Origin of the sequence: Streptomyces sp. NBC_00846 (genome assembly GCF_045207325.1) — a bacterium.
GTDB lineage: Bacteria > Actinomycetota > Actinomycetes > Streptomycetales > Streptomycetaceae > Streptomyces.
The window spans coordinates 7,322,883-7,339,553 of record NZ_CP108846.1; the positions used below are offsets into that span (position 1 = coordinate 7,322,883).

The 16,671-nt window shown below is 67.4% G+C and carries 17 protein-coding genes; 9 read left to right on the forward strand and 8 right to left on the reverse strand.

What is annotated here, in order from left to right; all coding sequences use genetic code 11:
- The first annotated feature begins 3,000 nt into the window (after positions 1–3,000).
- From OG936_RS33480 to OG936_RS33495, 4 genes are all read left to right on the forward strand, one after another.
- Positions 3,001–3,204 (forward strand): cold-shock protein, encoded by a 204-nt coding sequence (locus tag OG936_RS33480; protein ID WP_045556499.1) that lies wholly within the window; start codon positions 3,001–3,003, stop codon positions 3,202–3,204.
- A gap of 346 nt (positions 3,205–3,550) precedes the next feature.
- Positions 3,551–5,044, forward strand: coding sequence for a DEAD/DEAH box helicase (locus OG936_RS33485; protein WP_406499641.1), 1,494 nt, complete (start codon positions 3,551–3,553; stop codon positions 5,042–5,044).
- A 46-nt stretch (positions 5,045–5,090) separates the two neighbouring features.
- On the forward strand, positions 5,091–5,495 hold the full coding sequence (locus tag OG936_RS33490) for a CBS domain-containing protein (protein WP_406499642.1): 405 nt from the start codon (positions 5,091–5,093) through the stop codon (positions 5,493–5,495).
- A gap of 50 nt (positions 5,496–5,545) precedes the next feature.
- Positions 5,546–5,854 carry an SCO5918 family protein gene (locus tag OG936_RS33495; RefSeq protein ID WP_406499643.1) on the forward strand — a complete coding sequence of 103 codons (309 nt, stop codon included), beginning with the start codon at positions 5,546–5,548 and terminating at the stop codon, positions 5,852–5,854.
- A gap of 101 nt (positions 5,855–5,955) precedes the next feature.
- Here OG936_RS33495 and OG936_RS33500 read toward each other — a convergent pair whose 3' ends face one another.
- On the reverse strand, positions 5,956–6,315 hold the full coding sequence (locus tag OG936_RS33500) for a hypothetical protein (protein ID WP_406499644.1): 360 nt from the start codon (positions 6,313–6,315) through the stop codon (positions 5,956–5,958).
- A 299-nt stretch (positions 6,316–6,614) separates the two neighbouring features.
- Positions 6,615–6,962 carry a MerR family transcriptional regulator gene (locus OG936_RS33505; RefSeq protein ID WP_327272447.1) on the reverse strand — a complete coding sequence of 116 codons (348 nt, stop codon included), beginning with the start codon at positions 6,960–6,962 and terminating at the stop codon, positions 6,615–6,617.
- Between the two features lie 1,398 nt (positions 6,963–8,360).
- Between OG936_RS33505 and OG936_RS33510 the strand changes: the two genes are divergently transcribed.
- Positions 8,361–8,999 carry a LysE family translocator gene (locus tag OG936_RS33510; RefSeq protein ID WP_406499645.1) on the forward strand — a complete coding sequence of 213 codons (639 nt, stop codon included), beginning with the start codon at positions 8,361–8,363 and terminating at the stop codon, positions 8,997–8,999.
- A gap of 138 nt (positions 9,000–9,137) precedes the next feature.
- On the opposite strand, the gene OG936_RS33515 is transcribed toward OG936_RS33510, so the two are convergent.
- On the reverse strand, positions 9,138–9,635 hold the full coding sequence (locus tag OG936_RS33515; protein WP_406499646.1) for a cupin domain-containing protein: 498 nt from the start codon (positions 9,633–9,635) through the stop codon (positions 9,138–9,140).
- 155 nt (positions 9,636–9,790) lie between these two features.
- On the reverse strand, positions 9,791–10,228 hold the full coding sequence (locus OG936_RS33520; RefSeq protein WP_406499647.1) for a RidA family protein: 438 nt from the start codon (positions 10,226–10,228) through the stop codon (positions 9,791–9,793).
- Between the two features lie 92 nt (positions 10,229–10,320).
- On the opposite strand from OG936_RS33520, the gene OG936_RS33525 reads away from it, so the two are divergent.
- The 3 genes from OG936_RS33525 (at position 10,321) to OG936_RS33535 (ending at position 11,568) form a co-directional block, all read left to right on the forward strand.
- Positions 10,321–10,986 (forward strand): FadR/GntR family transcriptional regulator, encoded by a 666-nt coding sequence (locus OG936_RS33525; RefSeq protein WP_406499648.1) that lies wholly within the window; start codon positions 10,321–10,323, stop codon positions 10,984–10,986.
- A gap of 205 nt (positions 10,987–11,191) precedes the next feature.
- Positions 11,192–11,404: a hypothetical protein gene (locus OG936_RS33530; RefSeq protein ID WP_406499649.1), complete on the forward strand. Its 213-nt coding sequence runs from the start codon at positions 11,192–11,194 to the stop codon at positions 11,402–11,404.
- 20 nt (positions 11,405–11,424) lie between these two features.
- Entirely contained in the window at positions 11,425–11,568 is a 144-nt protein-coding gene (locus tag OG936_RS33535; protein ID WP_406499650.1) for a hypothetical protein, read from the forward strand.
- A gap of 17 nt (positions 11,569–11,585) precedes the next feature.
- Here OG936_RS33535 and OG936_RS33540 read toward each other — a convergent pair whose 3' ends face one another.
- The 4 genes from OG936_RS33540 to OG936_RS33555 all read right to left on the reverse strand — a co-directional run bounded on the left by OG936_RS33540 (position 11,586) and on the right by OG936_RS33555 (position 14,880).
- Positions 11,586–12,047, reverse strand: coding sequence for a transposase (locus OG936_RS33540; protein ID WP_406499651.1), 462 nt, complete (start codon positions 12,045–12,047; stop codon positions 11,586–11,588).
- Positions 12,048–12,142: 95 nt separating this feature from the next.
- Positions 12,143–12,916 carry an ISL3 family transposase gene (locus tag OG936_RS33545; RefSeq protein ID WP_406499652.1) on the reverse strand — a complete coding sequence of 258 codons (774 nt, stop codon included), beginning with the start codon at positions 12,914–12,916 and terminating at the stop codon, positions 12,143–12,145.
- A 757-nt stretch (positions 12,917–13,673) separates the two neighbouring features.
- Positions 13,674–13,847: a hypothetical protein gene (locus OG936_RS33550; RefSeq protein ID WP_405683374.1), complete on the reverse strand. Its 174-nt coding sequence runs from the start codon at positions 13,845–13,847 to the stop codon at positions 13,674–13,676.
- 871 nt (positions 13,848–14,718) lie between these two features.
- A complete protein-coding gene (locus OG936_RS33555) occupies positions 14,719–14,880 on the reverse strand; it encodes a hypothetical protein (protein ID WP_406499653.1) in 162 nt (53 codons plus the stop codon).
- 514 nt (positions 14,881–15,394) lie between these two features.
- Here OG936_RS33555 and OG936_RS33560 point away from each other — a divergent pair.
- A complete protein-coding gene (locus OG936_RS33560; protein ID WP_406499654.1) occupies positions 15,395–16,633 on the forward strand; it encodes a PP2C family protein-serine/threonine phosphatase in 1,239 nt (412 codons plus the stop codon).
- Positions 16,634–16,671 lie beyond the last annotated feature (38 nt).

Genomic DNA, 16,671 nt, shown 5'->3' on the forward strand with positions numbered 1-16,671 from the left:
GTGTGTTGTGGTGATCCCACAATGTTGACCCGTCTGGTAGCCGGGGACATGAGCCATGACGGGACGGTAGCGAAGTCGCTACCCATGCCGCCCAACGCGTCGTTGGTGATGTCAGAGTGAGGTGGATTCGTAGTCTGCCGTGGCTCAGGTTCCTACTGGACTGACCAGAAAGAGTGGCTGTCCCGCCAACCGGTTCGTTGACTCTGGACCGTGGGCGTTCCGGATCTTGTGTTCGGTCTGCATGGATTCGTCCAGCCCGACCTCGTTGAACCGGTGGATCACGCCATGAAGTTGTCTACCACGTCGCGCTGACCTGGAGCGATGCAGCTTCAGTCGCCTCTGACCAGCGCAGTTGAATCTTTCAGGGTCTTTCAGGGGCGTGCGTTTCGAAGGCGCTGCGCCCGGCCACTGATAGCGAGACGGCTGTCCGCCCTGGGCCGCGACGGTCCCACCTGGCACAGGTGGTAGGACCCGTTCACGACAGTCCACACAGTCCAGACGGTGCGAATAATGCATGGTGAGCAGCGCTCCGTCTATCTCGCCCCCTAGAGACTGTGACACCTCGTGACACGACGACGCCCCGGCCAGCAAGCACCACCCCGCCGGGGCGTCGTCGTGCCTGAGCGCTACCGCGACTTCGCCAAGGCGTCTCCGGACCGGATGCCGGGAAAACGGGGGCGACCGCAGGCGGTTCCCACGTTCACCATGTGCCGATCGGCCAGGTCGGCGTCCCGCTACTACCCCGGCAGCATCACCACGCCTACGCCGCAGACCTTCAGCGTGGCCTCCCCACCGGCAGTTGGAGACCGGCTTCGGAGTTGACCGTCCCTGTCGAAGCGAGCGGTCACGCACTGCACCCCGGGCCCATATCCGCCAGATTGGAGCCCGGTGCAAGACTTACGGGGCTTTACACGGATTCCTCTTCGTACGCCTTCTGGCCTTGCTTGCCGAACCCGACGCGTCTGGCAGTACCGCGCCGTCCCGGCGTTGTCAGGGCTGCTTCCCGTCCTCACCGGCGTTCCCCGGCTCGGACTGCCCTCAGCTTCTACCCGGCCGCTGCGACGGCCCGGCGGTCGAGGTCTTCCACCTCCACTCGGTCACATGGCGCCTCGTGGCGCACCCAGCCGTTCTTGCGGCCTACCGGACCAAGGAGTCCACGGAGGTAGTCCCGCACCCGGCGCCGAGATTCCACGCGGGCAAAACGTCTTCCGATCCGCAAGAGCAGCTCAGCAAGTCCCTCTTCCCACACGCCCGTTGGTTCATCACTCATGCGAGCGAGCTGCCCGGAACGTTGCCACGACAAGCAGCGCGGCCACACCTTCGTGGGACGACCCCACAAACACCGCCCCACCCCCGTCCCAGCCCGCTACACTCCCCACGCCCAAGCCGTTGACCAGCGCTAATGAAGAAGTCCGGCTGGAGTACTAGGTGCCCGGACTAACCGGGGCGGCGGCCGGGCCGTATGGCAGCCCCGCCGCTGTTCAACCTTTATTGGAGGCAGCCTCCGGAGACAAGGGATGGCGCCGTATGGACTTGGATGTATCCAAGGCGAGTGGTAGCCGGTCGGTCGCCAGGAATAGGCGCCCATCCATCATGGCGTCGCCAAGCTGGTGCGGCGTCGTGACGGACAGTTGTCGAGAGCCGCCCATCGCGTCGAACTGTTCCCGATGACCTCGCACGTGGAGTGTGTGCCGATTCTTGAGCCTGCCGCGAAGGGTGCCTGACCTGCGGGTTTGCGGCCCTGGTGGGTTGCTCGACCTGTTTCCCTCCGTGCATGCGATCAAGAGGCCGGTTTGGTCAACAAGTCTGTTCTGACCTGCGGCTTCATGGAAAACCAACGGCTGGACCGGCGACGGTGGCAGGGCCTGTTCAGAATTCTTGACGCTCGAATGACGCTTGCAGGGAAGCCTGACCAGGCGTGTGACCGGGTGTGCGCACGACCTGCCAGTCGGTCTCCCCGAGCCGCTGGGCCTGGCGTCGGCGAGCGGCATGTCAACGGTGTACGGGGCGACCGGCTGGTCCAGGTACTCGGCCGCGCAGCAGACCGCATCCTGGCGCCGTACGGCCTCGGCCTCCGGGGTTCTGGCCGCGATGGCGGCTCCCCTGGCCTGGGGGGCGGAGTTGTCGCCGACGTGGTCGGAATGCCAGTGGGTGTTCACGACCAGGCCGGTCTCCCCGGCGCGGACGCGGGCCCTGGGGACGGCCGCTGCCACCGCGTCACGCAGGGCGGCAGCAGGGGTGCGTGCTCACTGGTCGGACTTGTTGACCGGATGAGTGTCTGCTGCCGTTGGCGACGAGCTTGCGCTTGTCGCCCAGCTGGACACCGAGCACCTCCAGCCGGCACACGCTCAGGGTGCGTCCGGGCTTCAGGACAACCCGGCGACTGATGTGTTGTCTTGTCGCTGGGGCCGGTGGCCATGAGGCCGGGGTCGTCGATGGCGCTGAGCACATCGCCCAGTCATGGTCGTTGCGGTTGATCCGCAGCGAACCCGGCATGAATGGACCACTTATGGCGGCAGCGGCGTGCTCCCGCTGACGCAGGCCCCCAGACGGTCAGAGGGGGACCAGTCGTACTGCGGGATCCTGCCCCTGAGCGCCTTCAGGAGCCGCTGGTCGCCTCCTGAAGGGCGATCTTGCGGACAGTCGCGTACGTCTTCCCGCCCCTGGCAGCCCCGGTTGCAGCGGGCGAGTCTTCTGAACTTTGCACTCCGGGTGAATTAATATCTGCGCCCGTGAAATGAGAGTTTTACGGACCGTGTAGTGAGAGTTTTTGCCGCGATGAGCAAGGTGGAATTATGCGGCGGGCGCAGGCTGTTCCTGCGTGCTACTGTTGACCTCAGTTGCAGTTGTGGTTCCCAAAAACTTCAAGTGCCCCCACCCGGCTCCTGCCGGTGGGAGCGCTTTTGTATTTCCGGTCATTTTCCGGGCGGGGTAATCATCGCGGCGACACGGCGTCCGCGCAGTGTGGATTCCGATGTACTGCCCCAAAGGAGATATGACATGGCTGCTGGTACCGTGAAGTGGTTCAACGCGGAAAAGGGATTCGGCTTCATCGAGCAGGACGGTGGCGGCCCCGACGTGTTCGCCCACTACTCGAACATCGCCGCTCAGGGCTTCCGTGAGCTGCTCGAAGGCCAGAAGGTGACCTTCGACATCGCGCAGGGCCAGAAGGGCCCGACGGCCGAGAACATCGTTCCGGCCTGACGCTGACGCACACTTTGTAGCTGGGGCCCGCATCCTTCGGGGTGCGGGCCCCAGCTACACGCATTTCCCGGAGCGGTTTCACCGACGGGGCGACGCGGAGGAATCCGCAGTTTCACCACGCCCGGGTTCGCCTTCAAGGCTGCCGGTGCATCCCGAATAGCTATGCCGCAGTCGGCCCCCAGATTTTATGTCCCCCGTCGCGTCACCTGTTTGAGCACCCTGCGCCCACGTGAATTTCCGTCGGCCGGATGTGCTTTCTTTCGCCATCGGTCCATACTTGTAGTTCTCGATGCCGCTCATCGCTGCGGGAATTCCTTGATATGTGCCACATCGAGGAAGGTTCCGCATGAACCGCACACGCACGAACGGCCGTTCCGCCCGCACCCCTAACGGCACTGCCGACACCGGAAGAGGCGGCAGCCGCTTCGGCTCGCAGGCACCGCGCCGTTCCGGCGGACCGGTCCGCTCCGGTGGTCACGGCCGCCGGCCCGCCGCAGTGCAGGGTGAGTTCGCGCTCCCCAGGACGATCACCCCCGCGCTGCCCGCCGTCGAGGGCTTCGCCGATCTCGACATGCCCGAGCAGCTGCTGGCCGAACTCGGCAGGCAGGGTGTGACCGCGCCGTTCCCGATCCAGGGCGCGACGCTGCCGAACTCCCTGGCGGGCCGTGACGTACTGGGCCGTGGACGCACCGGTTCCGGAAAGACCCTTGCCTTCGGCCTCGCCCTGCTCGCCCGCACCGCCGGACAGCGTGCCGAGCCCCGCCAGCCGCTGGGGCTGATCCTCGTACCTACGCGTGAGCTGGCACAGCAGGTGACGGACGCACTCACGCCCTACGCCCGTTCCGTCAAGCTGCGACTGGCCACGGTCGTGGGCGGGATGTCGATCGGCAAGCAGGCCGGCGCGCTGCGAGGCGGGGCCGAGGTCGTCGTCGCGACCCCCGGCCGGCTCAAGGACCTCATCGACCGTGGCGATTGCCGGCTGAACCAGGTGGGTATCACGGTGCTCGACGAGGCCGACCAGATGGCTGACATGGGTTTCATGCCGCAGGTCACCGCGCTGCTCGACCAGGTGCGTCCGGAGGGGCAGCGGATGCTGTTCTCCGCCACCCTGGACCGAAACGTCGACCTGCTGGTGCGCCGCTATCTGACCGACCCCGTCGTGCACTCGGTCGACCCGTCGGCCGGTGCGGTCACGACGATGAAGCACTACGTCCTGCACGTCCACGGCGCCGACAAGCACGCCGCCACGACCGAGATCGCTGCCCGCGACGGTCGCGTGATCATGTTCCTGGACACCAAGCACGCCGTCGACCGGCTCACCCAGGACCTGCTCAACAGCGGTGTCCGGGCGGCCGCGCTGCACGGCGGCAAGTCACAGCCGCAGCGCACCCGCACCCTTGCGCAGTTCAAGACTGGGCACGTCAGCGTGCTGGTAGCGACCAATGTCGCGGCGCGCGGCATCCACGTCGACAACCTCGACCTCGTCGTCAACGTCGACCCGCCGACCGACCACAAGGACTACCTCCACCGCGGCGGCCGGACCGCCCGCGCCGGCGAGTCCGGCAGCGTCGTCACCCTCGTCACACCGAACCAGCGCCGCGACATGGTGCGCCTCATGTCGGACGCCGGCATCCGGCCGCAGACCACACAAGTCCACTCGGGCGACGAGGCACTGAGCCGGATCACCGGAGCCCAGGCTCCTTCCGGCATCCCGGTCGTCATCACCGCACCGGTGACAGAACGCCCCAAGGGCAGCGCCTCCTCCCGCGGCCGACGCCGCCCCGCTTCGGCAACCCGGCGCGCACCGGTACGCGAGTCTCGCTTCGACGCGGCAGCTTAGAACGTTCGTAATCAGGAAGCTGACCCACTTCTGCAGGAGGCACCTTTTGACGCTGGTTCAGATGCAGCCCCGCCCGGCGGGCGCCGACTCCGTGCACCGGCCGGTGGCCGAGGTCATGGACGCGGCCGGGCCGCAGGTCTGTGACGACATGAGCGTCGAGGTGGCGCTGGCAGTAATGGCCGCCGCCCGCACGGGCCGGCTGGTCGTCTGCGACCAGGACGGCCAGTGCACCGGCCTGGTCACCCAGGCCGAACTCGCCGCAGTCCGGGACGGCTCCGCCTACACAGACCGCGTCCGCCTGCGCGACGTTCTCGGCGACCACGGATCGTTCACCTCACCCGTGACCGGTGCGGCCGAAGCCGAGCACGCGATGCGCCACCTCCGGCTCGGTGCTCTGCCGGTGGTCGACGAGCAAGGCAGCGCCCTGGGCGTCCTCGCCCTCTCCCGCTGACCTGCCGCACCTCTGGTCGGACCGTTCTCCCCTTCTCCTTGTGAGGCCACATGCGCTGTGTCATCGCCCGCGTCCCGTTCGATCTCACCAGAAGCGGCGTGCTGGAATCGATGAGGGGCATCAAGCCCGAACCGGGCACCGGCGAATCCGTGACCATCGGCCGCCGCCACTACCCCGTCAAGCAGGTCGGCCAGGTCATCACACACCAGGGCCGACGCGATTTCAGCGCCGCCGAAGTCCTCCGGGCCATGACCAAGCTCGGCTTCACCTGCCGCACCCTCCCCGAGGCCGCACCCGTAGGCATCCTCAGTTCGCTCCAGCGAGCTTCTGCGATGCTCGGCACCCCCGCATCCGCCTGAACCGACGGGAAAGCGCCGACACCTGAACACCAGGGTGGGCCCGACCGGCGTGCTGGTCGGGCCCACCCTGCGTGCGACCAGTTCCCGCCGCAGGGGACTGCTCAGAGGTCGGAATAGCTGAAGTCGCCCACGGTCCAGGCGCTGACGTCCTCGATCGCCACACGGTACATCCCGCCCGTCTCCGGGATCCCCACCGTGCCCTGCAGGATCCGGGCGACATGGAAGTGCAGATGCGTAGGCGCCCCGTCCTTCTTCGCGGGGGCCTTGAAGACGGCGGAGAACTCGCCCAAGCGGTCCGAATCCGTGAGCACATCCGACACCCTCAGCCTCCACACTGCTTCGGGAGCCAGCCGGCCGGTGATGACAGCACCACCAGTGACCACGGTCAGGGACATCTGGTTGCTCTGCCCGGATTCCACCAAGGCGGCGACGTCAACGAGCAGCTCGTCAGGCTTCGACATGACGCAGATTATATTCACCGGCTATCCAGCCGCTTCAGTAGTGGCGCTACGGGCAGGACGGACACTCACGGACCGCCGCCGGAGGCCCGGCGGATGACCGCGGTGCACGGGGCACGGGGCACGGGGCACGGGGCAGGCTGACCGTGGGCCGGCCGAAACCCCAGTACCGCCATGCACGGTAGGGCCGCGCATGCGCGGCGCCTGCCGATCGGCGTCGGAAGGCGAAGTTGCCCGGGACGCTATGTGTCCCGGGCAGCATGCGTGGGCGGCAGCCGAAGTGCCTGGGGGAGTTGCAGGTCTCAGCCGTCTCCGGCCGCGGTTGTGGGGTTCACCGGCCCGGCGGTGCGGCGGTGTTCGGCGTTGATGCGCTGGGCTTCTTCGAGCTGGTCTTCGAGGATGACGATGCGGCAGGCGGCCTCAATGGGGGTCCCGTGGTCGACGAGTTCACGCGCTCGGGCCGCGATGCGCAGTTGGTAGCGGGAGTAGCGGCGATGGCCGCCCTCCGAGCGCAGCGGGGTGATCAGGCGGGCTTCGCCGATGGCGCGAAGGAAGCCCTGGGTGGTGCCGAGCATCTCGGCGGCCCGGCCCATGGTGTAGGCGGGGTAGTCGTCGTCATCGAGACGGCCGAACGAGTCGTCTGCTGTCACTTGCACCTCTCTGTGGATCGCGTGGAGGGGCCCGGGTGCCGTATGGCACCCGGGCCCCGAAGGAACTACTACACCATCTGCCGGCCCTGATACTGCGCCGGCCTTCTGTTTCCGCAGACCCGACCGAGATGCTGCCGGGAGTGCGCGGATCGCGGTTGCTTGACCGGAGACCACCTCACTATCGATGTCCTGCGGTACCCGGGCCCAAGACTTCCGCCCGGGCGATCCTGATGGCGCGGGGCTCCTCCGTTCTTCCCTCTGGGATCAATCACTTACCTGACGCTGTACTGCTCTGTGGCCTGTGACAGCGCCGCTCTTCGGCAGCCAGCCCCGTCGCCCGTCCTGCGTCTGCTCTGGCTTGGAACCCCACTGCCGAACCTCCCGGCACGCGCGCCCGCAGCCGACGCCTTCACCGAGGTGCTGCTCACTGACTTCACTGCTGGGTACTGCGCACTGCACTTACGGGTACTGCCACTGCGGCCCCTGATCACTGCGGGCCACCCGGTCCGGCAGTCAGTCCCGTCGCCGTCCTGCAAAAACCCTGGCTTCGAAACTCCACCACCGCACCGTCCTGCGAACTGCGGTTACTACTGCCCGGCAGTTCATCTCTGCCGGGCCCTGCTCGATCTTGGCTACGAGAGAAACCATAACCACACCACCACCCAATGTCTACTCCGGCCACCATAGATTTCCGTGCGACAGGCGGAGAGATAGTCGACCTCGACCGCTGAAGGGGCACGCGGCGGCCCCGCTCCAGCCAGGCTCGCCCGCTCCGACCAGCGCCGTTACGCCAGCCCCGACGCCGCGAACACCACAGCCGCCCCGTCTGGCCATGTGAATGATCGCTCAGGACACGCGCCATAGCCGGGGGCTCGTGCGGTTGACACATCGCAGGCCGGGCACAAGCACCGCCAGGCAGGACCGTGCGTGACGATCCAGAGACCAGGGCGACCTGATGGACACAATGAGCGTCAACGTCGTGGGCTTCACACCCTCAGGCCTGCACCCATGCCGTCCTGGACCGTGGCACTGCCACTGAGGACGCCGGTCGGCTGGGCTGCCGGCCTGCGGCGTAGCGGCGGGCGACCTGGCTGCCGCGTTCTGGTCGTGTGCGGAGCGCTTCCCTGGCCGAGGGTGCCTGCGGGCAGGCCGGGTCGGTCGTGGTCAACCCCGCCGCGGGTCGCGGGGGTGCCGCCAGGCCGTAGACAGGGAAGGTGCAGTCTGCGGTCTGTGACAGGACAACCTGGGCTGCTGCCCCTCACACCGGGGCCCGCGCCACCCCTGGGACGCTGTTGGGTAAACCCGGGGTGCGGAGAGCGGGGCCACGGTTTGGCGCTCTGGGGCCCTGCACAATAAAAGGGGCTGAAGGTCGAACCAGGCCCGTGCTTACATGGCGTCATGGTGTCTGCTGAGCGCTTGCTCGCCTTCGCGGCTATGTCATTCCTGCTGATCGTGATTCCCGGGCCCAGTGTGCTGTTCGTGATTGGGCGGGCGTTGGCGCAGGGGCGGCGCGCCGCGCTGACCACTGTCGTGGGGAACACGTTGGGCGCCTATGTGCTCATCGTGGCCGTGGCTCTCGGGTTCGGGTCGATCGTGGAGCGCTCTGTGCTTGTCTTCACGGTGCTGAAAATGGCCGGTGCTGCCTATTTGGTGTATCTGGGTGTCAAGGCGTGGCGGCAACGTGGCTCGCTGCAGGTCGCGTTCACTGCTGACAAGACCGCGCAGGGTGGCCTGCGCACGTTGTGGGAGGGGTTCGCCGTCGGTGTGGCCAACCCCAAGACCATTGTGTTCTTCGCCGCCATGCTGCCGCAGTTCGTCGACCGCGCTCAAGGACACGTCGTGGTTCAGATGTTGGTGCTCGGGCTGGTCTTCAACATCATCGCAGTTGCCTCCGACAGTCTGTGGGGACTGATCGCGGCAACCGGACGGGACTGGTTTGCCCGCTCACCTCAGCGGCTCTCCCTGGTCGGAGGAGTCGGTGGGCTCACGATGATCGGCCTCGGTGTCACCGTCGCCGCGACGGGACGCAAGGACTGATCCCGCACCAGAGAGGCGACCGGGTCAGCTGGCGGCGCGTTCGGCCTGTGCGGCTCCCACGCGCCCTCGGGCACCAGCTCCAGCCGCGTCCGCATCTGGTGAAGCTCATCGACAAACGCCGGTACTGAGCGAAGCCGGTTATTCGCGTGCGGCGTTCCAGGCAGCGCTCGTCCCGAAATAGGAGTCGTAGAGTTCCTGGACTTCGAGGAGGCTCTCCGGTGGCACCTTGCCGTAGTGGATGCGCTCTAGGTGGCGGAAGTACTCGAAGCGTTCCACTCCGGGGGTGATGATGACCAGCATGTCTGCGATCTCTCCGGGTGCGGCGGCGAAGGCATGCTGTGTACCGGGCGGTACGACGACCACGTCTCCGCGCTCCGCGGTGACCACCTCATCGCCGGACAGGAGCTGGGCGGTGCCGTCGAGGACGTAGAACATCTCGGCGGACTTGCCGTGGTGGTGAGGACGGGCGCCGTTGGCACCCTTGCCGAGGGTGACACGCATGCTGGAGAGTGCCCCGCCCGTGGCGGAGCTGTCGACGAGCAACTGGTTGGTTACCGGGCCGCCCTTGCCGATCAATTCGGCGTCAGCAGAGCGCACAACGACGGTTCCGTCGAAGTCGGGGATGAAGAGAGACACTACTTGCTCCTGCGATATCGATCCTGCTGAAGGGCAGGACTACCGAGTCTGCAGCTGGGATTGGGAGGCCGCTGTCTGCTGCGTGCACTGGCGTCGACGGGACGAATAGCGCGCCACGATCGGGAGACGCGCCACCAGCCGAGGGGCACACATTGTCAGTCAAGGACCGCTACGGCCTCGATCTCGATCTTCAGCTCAGGGCCGACCAGACGGTTGACGCCGATATGGCTGCGTGCCGGCCTGTGCTCGCCGAAGAACTCCGCGTAGACCTGGTTGACCTCGTTCTGGGCGTGCATGTCGGTGTTGAAGATGGTGACCTTGACGATGTCCTGGACGTCGCCGCCGGCTGCCTTCAATGCGATGAGCAGGTTCTCCAGGCAGGCCCGGGTCTGCTCCGCGATCCCCTCGGGCACTGTGAGCTCGGCCTCGTCGTGGGGGTGCTGATGTACGAGCGGGTAGGCGGTGGCGCCCGAGAGCCATACGGTGTCGCCGCGTGTGACGACCGCCGGGGCGAACGGCATCGCGTCCGCCCCGGTGTCCTCGCGCAGCTGTGCGGCCCAGGCCAAGGAATCGGGTGTGATGAGTTGCTTCACCGTAGCTCCAAATTTGTATGATGACTGATGACTGATGTGCTCAGGATACTGTAGAGGAGGAAGTTCACAAACCGGTGAGGAAGGGAGCATCCATGCGCATGATCGGCCGCAGGTCCTCGGTCGACGAGGTCGTTGGTCAGCTCAATGAGGCGCTGAGACAGGGCACCTGGGTGGTCGGGGACCGGCTGCCGACCGAGCAGCGGCTCACCGAGGAACTGGGCGTGAGCCGTACCGTGATCCGGGAAGCGGTACGGGCCCTGGTCCACTTGGGCGTATTGGAGACCCGACAGGGCGCTGGCACCTATGTGGTCTCCACCACCGACCCCGCCCCCATGCTGCGGCGCTTCGGGACCGCCGACGTACGCGAAGTGTTCGAGGTCCAGCTCGGCTTCGACGTTCAGGCGGCCCAGCTCGCCGCCACGCGCCGCACCGATGCGGACCTGCGGCGGCTGCGCGGCTTGCTCGCTGCCCGAAACAGCGCCACCGCGCCGGAGGAGTTCGCCCGTGCCGACGCAGACTTCCACCTGGCCGTGGTGGAAGCGGCGGGAAACAGCGTGCTGCTGGAGTGCTACCGCTTCTTCGTCGGCCGACTCCATGACAGCCTGCACGCGCTGCGCAGCCAGGACGTGATCCAGGAGAGCGGCACCGAACCCCACGACGCACTGCTGGCGGCGATCGAGGCCGGAGATGAAGCCGGTGCCGCGGCCGCCGCCGCGGCCGCGATCCGCCCCAGCCTCGAAGCGCTCACCCCGTCGTAGGGCTGCGGACGAGACGGGTACTGCCCCCGGTGCGAGTTCGGTTGAGCGGAGGTGGGACGGTGCCAGGTTCGCCGGGAGGCGGAACGGGCGGCAGCAGGCAACGGGACCGAGATGCATCACCGAAGGGGCTGGATGCTCCCTGTTGTCGCTGATGTTGTCCTCTTATGCTGCCGGGTGGCCCATCCGCCCTGTTTGAGGAGGTGTCGTGCCGCCCAGCACGATGTACTGCTACACCTGCGACTCCGATGAACAGCACCGCCCGCTCACGGCCCTGGAGAAGGCCTGGCTCAAGAGCCAGACACGTCAGAAGAACGTTGAAGGGCTCTTCATGTGCAAGGCACCGTCCTGCCGGAACGTGCGCAGCGGGTTCAACAAGCGCCCCTACGACCCCGTCATTCGCATTCCCCTGCCGGACTGACACCTCGAAGGACAGCACGGGTGCGGCTTCGGACACGCCACGAGGGCCGCTGCGCGACCGCCCTCTACCCGGAGCCGTGCCGGTGGGAGGAGATCGGCCGGGAGGACGACGCGTACTGCCAGGAGCCCGACGACATGGCGGACCGCGAGGACGGAATCGCCTGACGGGCGCTGGGGCGAGCTCAGGCGTATGTCGTGCGTTCGTCTTCGATGGAATCGGCTGCGTAGATGAAGACGAACTCCAGGTCCACGGTGCCGGTGTTCGTGATCCCGTGAGCGGAGCGCGAAGGGATGAAGACCATGGCGCCGGCGTCGACGTCGTGCGCAGTGCCAGCGAGGTGTACGACCCTAGATCTCCGTGGCCGCATGACTGTGGTTGTGCAACGAGCTTTGAGGAGGGATACGACTCTGCTGCGCAATTCGTTCAGGCGGAGAGTCGGTTGGAGCCTGCTGTGGCGGGGACGCTCGAGGGGGTCTGTGGTCCAGCGCGCGTCGAGCCTGATCACGTTGAGTGCGGTGGCGGAGAAGGCGTGTTGGAGGCGGACTTTCGGTAGGCCGCGGTAGCGGGCCCGGCGAATGCCGGTGATGTCGAGGGCCTGGTTGATGGTGCCCTCGACGCCGGCGCGCAGGGCGTATTTCACCATGTCACGCGGGCCCCTCGACGCCCCGTCTCTACTGCCTGAGCCCGGCCGTCGATTTCCTGGCATGCTATTTTCCCCATCACCGTTTCCGGATTGGGTTAGCCATCAGGCCCAAGAATCTCCCTCCAAATTCCTCCCGACTGGGTCGGGCATACAACAAGGCGCCTCATGGCGCACTGGAAACGGTCCGCGACCTGGACCGCGTCGGGGTAGGCGGTGCGTACAGCCTCGGCGTAAGCACTGGCCCGGTCCCGGCAGACGATCTCCGCTCCGGGGTGTGCGCGGAGCCACGCGGCGAGCGTGTCCACGGTCCGGTCGGGCAGGACATCCACGCGTTCGCCGGTCTCCATGTCCAAGATGATCGTCCCGTAGACGTGGCCCTTCTTCAGGGCGAAATCGTCCACACCCAGCGCCCGTGGTGCAGCGCCGGCCTGTTTGTCCGGAAGCCTGCGCATCAGTCTGAGCAGGGAGTTCGCGCTCGGCGGGACGGAAAGATGCTTGGTCAGCCGGGCCGCCGGGCGCCCGGCGAGGGCCAGCGCGATCTTCTCCAGCGTTCGGCGCAGGAGCGGTGTCCGTCGAGCAAATCGCTCGGTGAACCCATCCACCTGCTCGACGAAGGTACGGCGTCCGCACGCTGACGCCGGGCACAGGAACCTCCGCACCAGCAGGTCAATCACGACCTTCCGTCCGGCAACCGCGAGGTCGGCCAGGCGCCGCCGGTAGCCGCCGTGGACACGGCCGGACACCGAGCCGCACCCGGGACAGGCCGCCTCCCGAGTCACCGTCCGCGCGGTGAGGGCGACCCCGTCGCCGTCCACCGTTACCTCTTCCACCACCACGGACGTCAGATGGGAGAAGGCCGTCGAGAACACGCCAAAATCACACGAACGACCATCATTCCAGCCTGCAGTGACGCCACGTCACCGGCCCACAAGAAGTGGATCAGAACCGCACTACGAGGCCGTTGACAGCCCCGCAGATGACCGTCGGCCCAGATGTGCGCGCAGATCATGAGGGCGGTCAGTTCTACGTCGTAGGTCGCTTCCCAGCCGCAGCGCTGAGGGATGCGCACGTGTCGGCGCTGGGCGTTGATGATCTCCGGAAGCTGAGCGACGTCGTTGTTCGATGTCGGGCGGAACGGTCCAGGTGACGTGCCGCAGGCAGACACTCGACCTGTCGGACCTGGTCGTCCGCACCCCCTCGTTGCATCCCTGCGGGGCCGCCCGCACCCTCATCACGACGGTCGTCGACGCCTCCGCCCCGCCACGGACGGGGCGGACCACTCCTGGGCGATGACTCGAGAGCTGCTTCGGCAGCCGCTTCGGCCGGCCCTGGCCGGGCGGCGAAGCGGGGTGCTCTGCCCCACCCTGGTCACCGCATCACCGGGACACGCGCCTGCCGCAGCGGCCCAAGCGCAGGCCGAGAATGGCGAAGTCGGCGAGTGCGTGCGGAGATCAGCGCCGGGGCACGAGCGGCAGAGGCCGCCGCCGCACGCGTGCGCGCCGGAGCGGGCCGGTGCGACGCGATGTGTGCTGGGGCGAGCCGTGGCAGCGCCAAGCCCAGCTGCGCACCGCCGGACGCACGAACCTGCTCGGGCCTCGCACCGGCTCCGCCCACGACGTGGCGCGGTCAGCGCCTGAAGCTGTCCTTCGACCTCTCCTTGATGTCCCGGGCCTTGCCCCGGGCCTCCAGTGCGGCTCCCTTTGCTGCGGTGGTCTCGTTACCCACCGCGTGGGCCACCTTCTTGACGGCCTTCCCGACAACCTGCTCGGTCTTGGCCTTGGCCTTCTCTCCGGCACTCATGTCGGTCCTTTCGTAGGCACTCACTCATCCGCCTGCCCCTGGCCCCGGAGCGGAAACAATGGGCATCGCAGCGCCGCGCCTCCTCCGACGGCCGTGCTCTCCAGCAGCTCACCGCAGCGATGCCCACACACTTCATTGTGTTCCCGGCAGAAGTGTTTGGTGGCGCTCGATTTGCGGTTTCTGGAGCGCAGGTGCCTTGACCTTCCCGTTTCGGTCGGGTCGGCTGAGCTGGGTTGACTGTGGAGGTTCGTGGCTGTCAGCGGGTGGGAATGGCCCGGCGCTCAGGTCGGGTGCTCCGGGTTCCTCGGGTCGTGGGTAGGCAGAGGCCGCGCCGCTGGTCCGCAGCACACTCCACATGGTCGGCCCACGCAAACATGACGGAGTGACCCGCCCGAAAACCTGAGAATCAGAGAACTAGCAGGTCAGAGGCCCTTTGCCGCAGGCTCAAGAATCGCCACGCACTCCACGTGCGAGGTCATCGAAACCATGTCGCAAGATGCGAGACCTTGCATAGTCCCAGGTCAGCAGCGGTTTTCGTCTACCCGGAGGGGCCTTGCGGACGCTCGGAGCGTCAAATGAGCGTCATCTCCGGTCGGCGCGGCACTCCCTCGCGCCCATGCAGACAAGAGTGCTTCCTCAGGAGCGTCCCGCTCAGCTTTCACACCACCCGTGTTACCCGGCCGGGTACGTCTGCCAAGTCGTACAGCAGGACGTCGGCCACCGACTCCTGCACCACCGCAGTGCCGTGCCCGGTCATTGCACGGACCAGCTCGGGCTCCAGGACGCTCGTCAGTCAACTGCGGATCCCGGTGCCGTTCTTGAACACGACCTCCCCGGAGTTGCTACAACCGACCTCGGGTCTGCGCGGGCATCAACTCCGCCTCGATGGGCGCTGGCTGCGGTTGGCCGCCGCCCGGATGCCGAGTTCCGCCGCCCTCAGCTCCTCGAGCGGAGCGAGGTCGCCGAGTCCGGGTACACACACCACGTCGTCCCCGTTCAGCGCGGCGAGCGAGGCACCGATCACCTGGGCCACCGGCATTCCGCCCTCGTCGCGGACCGACGGTTCACACCCCCGCCGCAGGACCCTCATTTCGTCGCCGCTGGCGACGGAGCGTGCCCGCTGCGTGGGCTGTGACCACTTCTCCACTGGCGGCACAGGCGCTCGGCATGAGCCGGCCCGCATCGCGCCTGCGACGTCCGGGCGTCAACGAGCATCCTGGAGCGCAATACCAGCAAGCACCATGGGTCGCTGCCGGTGCCGGTGTGACACGAACTCTGGTAGGCCGGGCGACTGCTAGGCCCGGGCGTTCCGCACGCCGGTGCCGGGCCGTTCGATGGGCGGTTGGCCGACCAGCGCATCCGTTCAGAGGCTCTGTGGTGCAATAACATCTGCCCGGCACCGAGCTTGGTGTCGGCCCAGCGCCCACCCGGGACGGAACCCTGAACGCCGCGAGCAGCGAGGAGTGACCGTGACTGTATGCGGGCCTGACGGGGACGGTGGGCCGACCACTCGTCTTCCCGAGAACGGGGGTGGCCGGGGCAGGGCGATGACCTTGGCGGGGACGTTGGCGGCGGCGGAGACCGCGGCGCCCGTGGAGTCGCTTGACGTGGTCGCGCGCATGCTCAAGGAGCACCTCGGGGCCGCGTCGGTGTCGTTCCTGATCACCGACTTCACCGGCGGCTCGGTCGTACGGCTGGGGGCGGCGGGCAGCGTCGAGACCGATGAGCCCGCCCGGCGCATCACGCTGCGGGGCACCCTGTACGACGACGTGATCCGCACCCAGCGGCCGAGTGTGGAGGATAGGGGCGAGGGCGCGCTGGTGCGGATCGTCGCCCCGGTGACCAACCGCGGGGACGCCATCGGGCTCCTGGAACTGTTCTTGCCCGTGGCGCCGGACGCGCAGGTGATGAGGGAGGTCGGCGAGACCGCGCACGCCCTGGCATACATTGTCATCGCGAACCGGTCCTTCACCGACCTGTACCAGTGGGGCCGCCGTACCGTCCCGCTGAGCCTGGCTGCGGAGATCCAGCACCGGCTGCTCCCGGCGTCGCTGGCGTGTGAGGCGGCGCAGTTCGCGGTGGCCGGGGCGCTGGAGCCGGCCGACCGTGTCGGGGGTGACACCTTCGATTACGTGATCGACCGGGACTCGGTCCAGCTCTCAGTCACCGATGCCATGGGTCACGATGTCGACGCCGCGCTGCTGGCCACTCTCCTGGTGGGCGCTCTGCGCCGGGCACGACGGGCCGGTGCGGACCTCGCTGAACAGGGCCGCCAGGCCGACCAGGCCGTGGGTGAGCACGGCCGCCATGGCTACGTCACTGGCCAGCTCCTGCGTATCAGCCTGATCGACGGCAAGACCGAGTTCATCAACGCCGGGCACCCCTGGCCGCTGCGGATGCGGGACGGGCAGGTGCGGGAGATCACTCTGAAGGTCGATATGCCGTTCGGCTTCCATGCCCCTCACAGCTACCGGGTCCAGTCGCTGGACCTGCGGCCTGGCGACCGGCTGGTGATGCTGACCGACGGCATGGTGGAGCGCAACGCCAACAGCCTCGATTTGTCGGACTTGATCGTCCGCACCCGCGCGCTGCATCCCCGTGAGGCCGCCCGCACCCTCATCGCGGCGGTCGTTGACGCCAACCACGGTCACCTGCAGGACGACGCGACCGTCATGTGCCTGGACTGGCGCGGCGTCGGTCACTCCCAGCGGGACGCCGACACCGGCGCCGACCTCGCCGACGCCTCCGCCCCGTCGCGGACGGAGCGGACCACTACTGGGCGATGACTCAAAATCTGCTCCGATACCCCGCTTCGGCCGGCCCT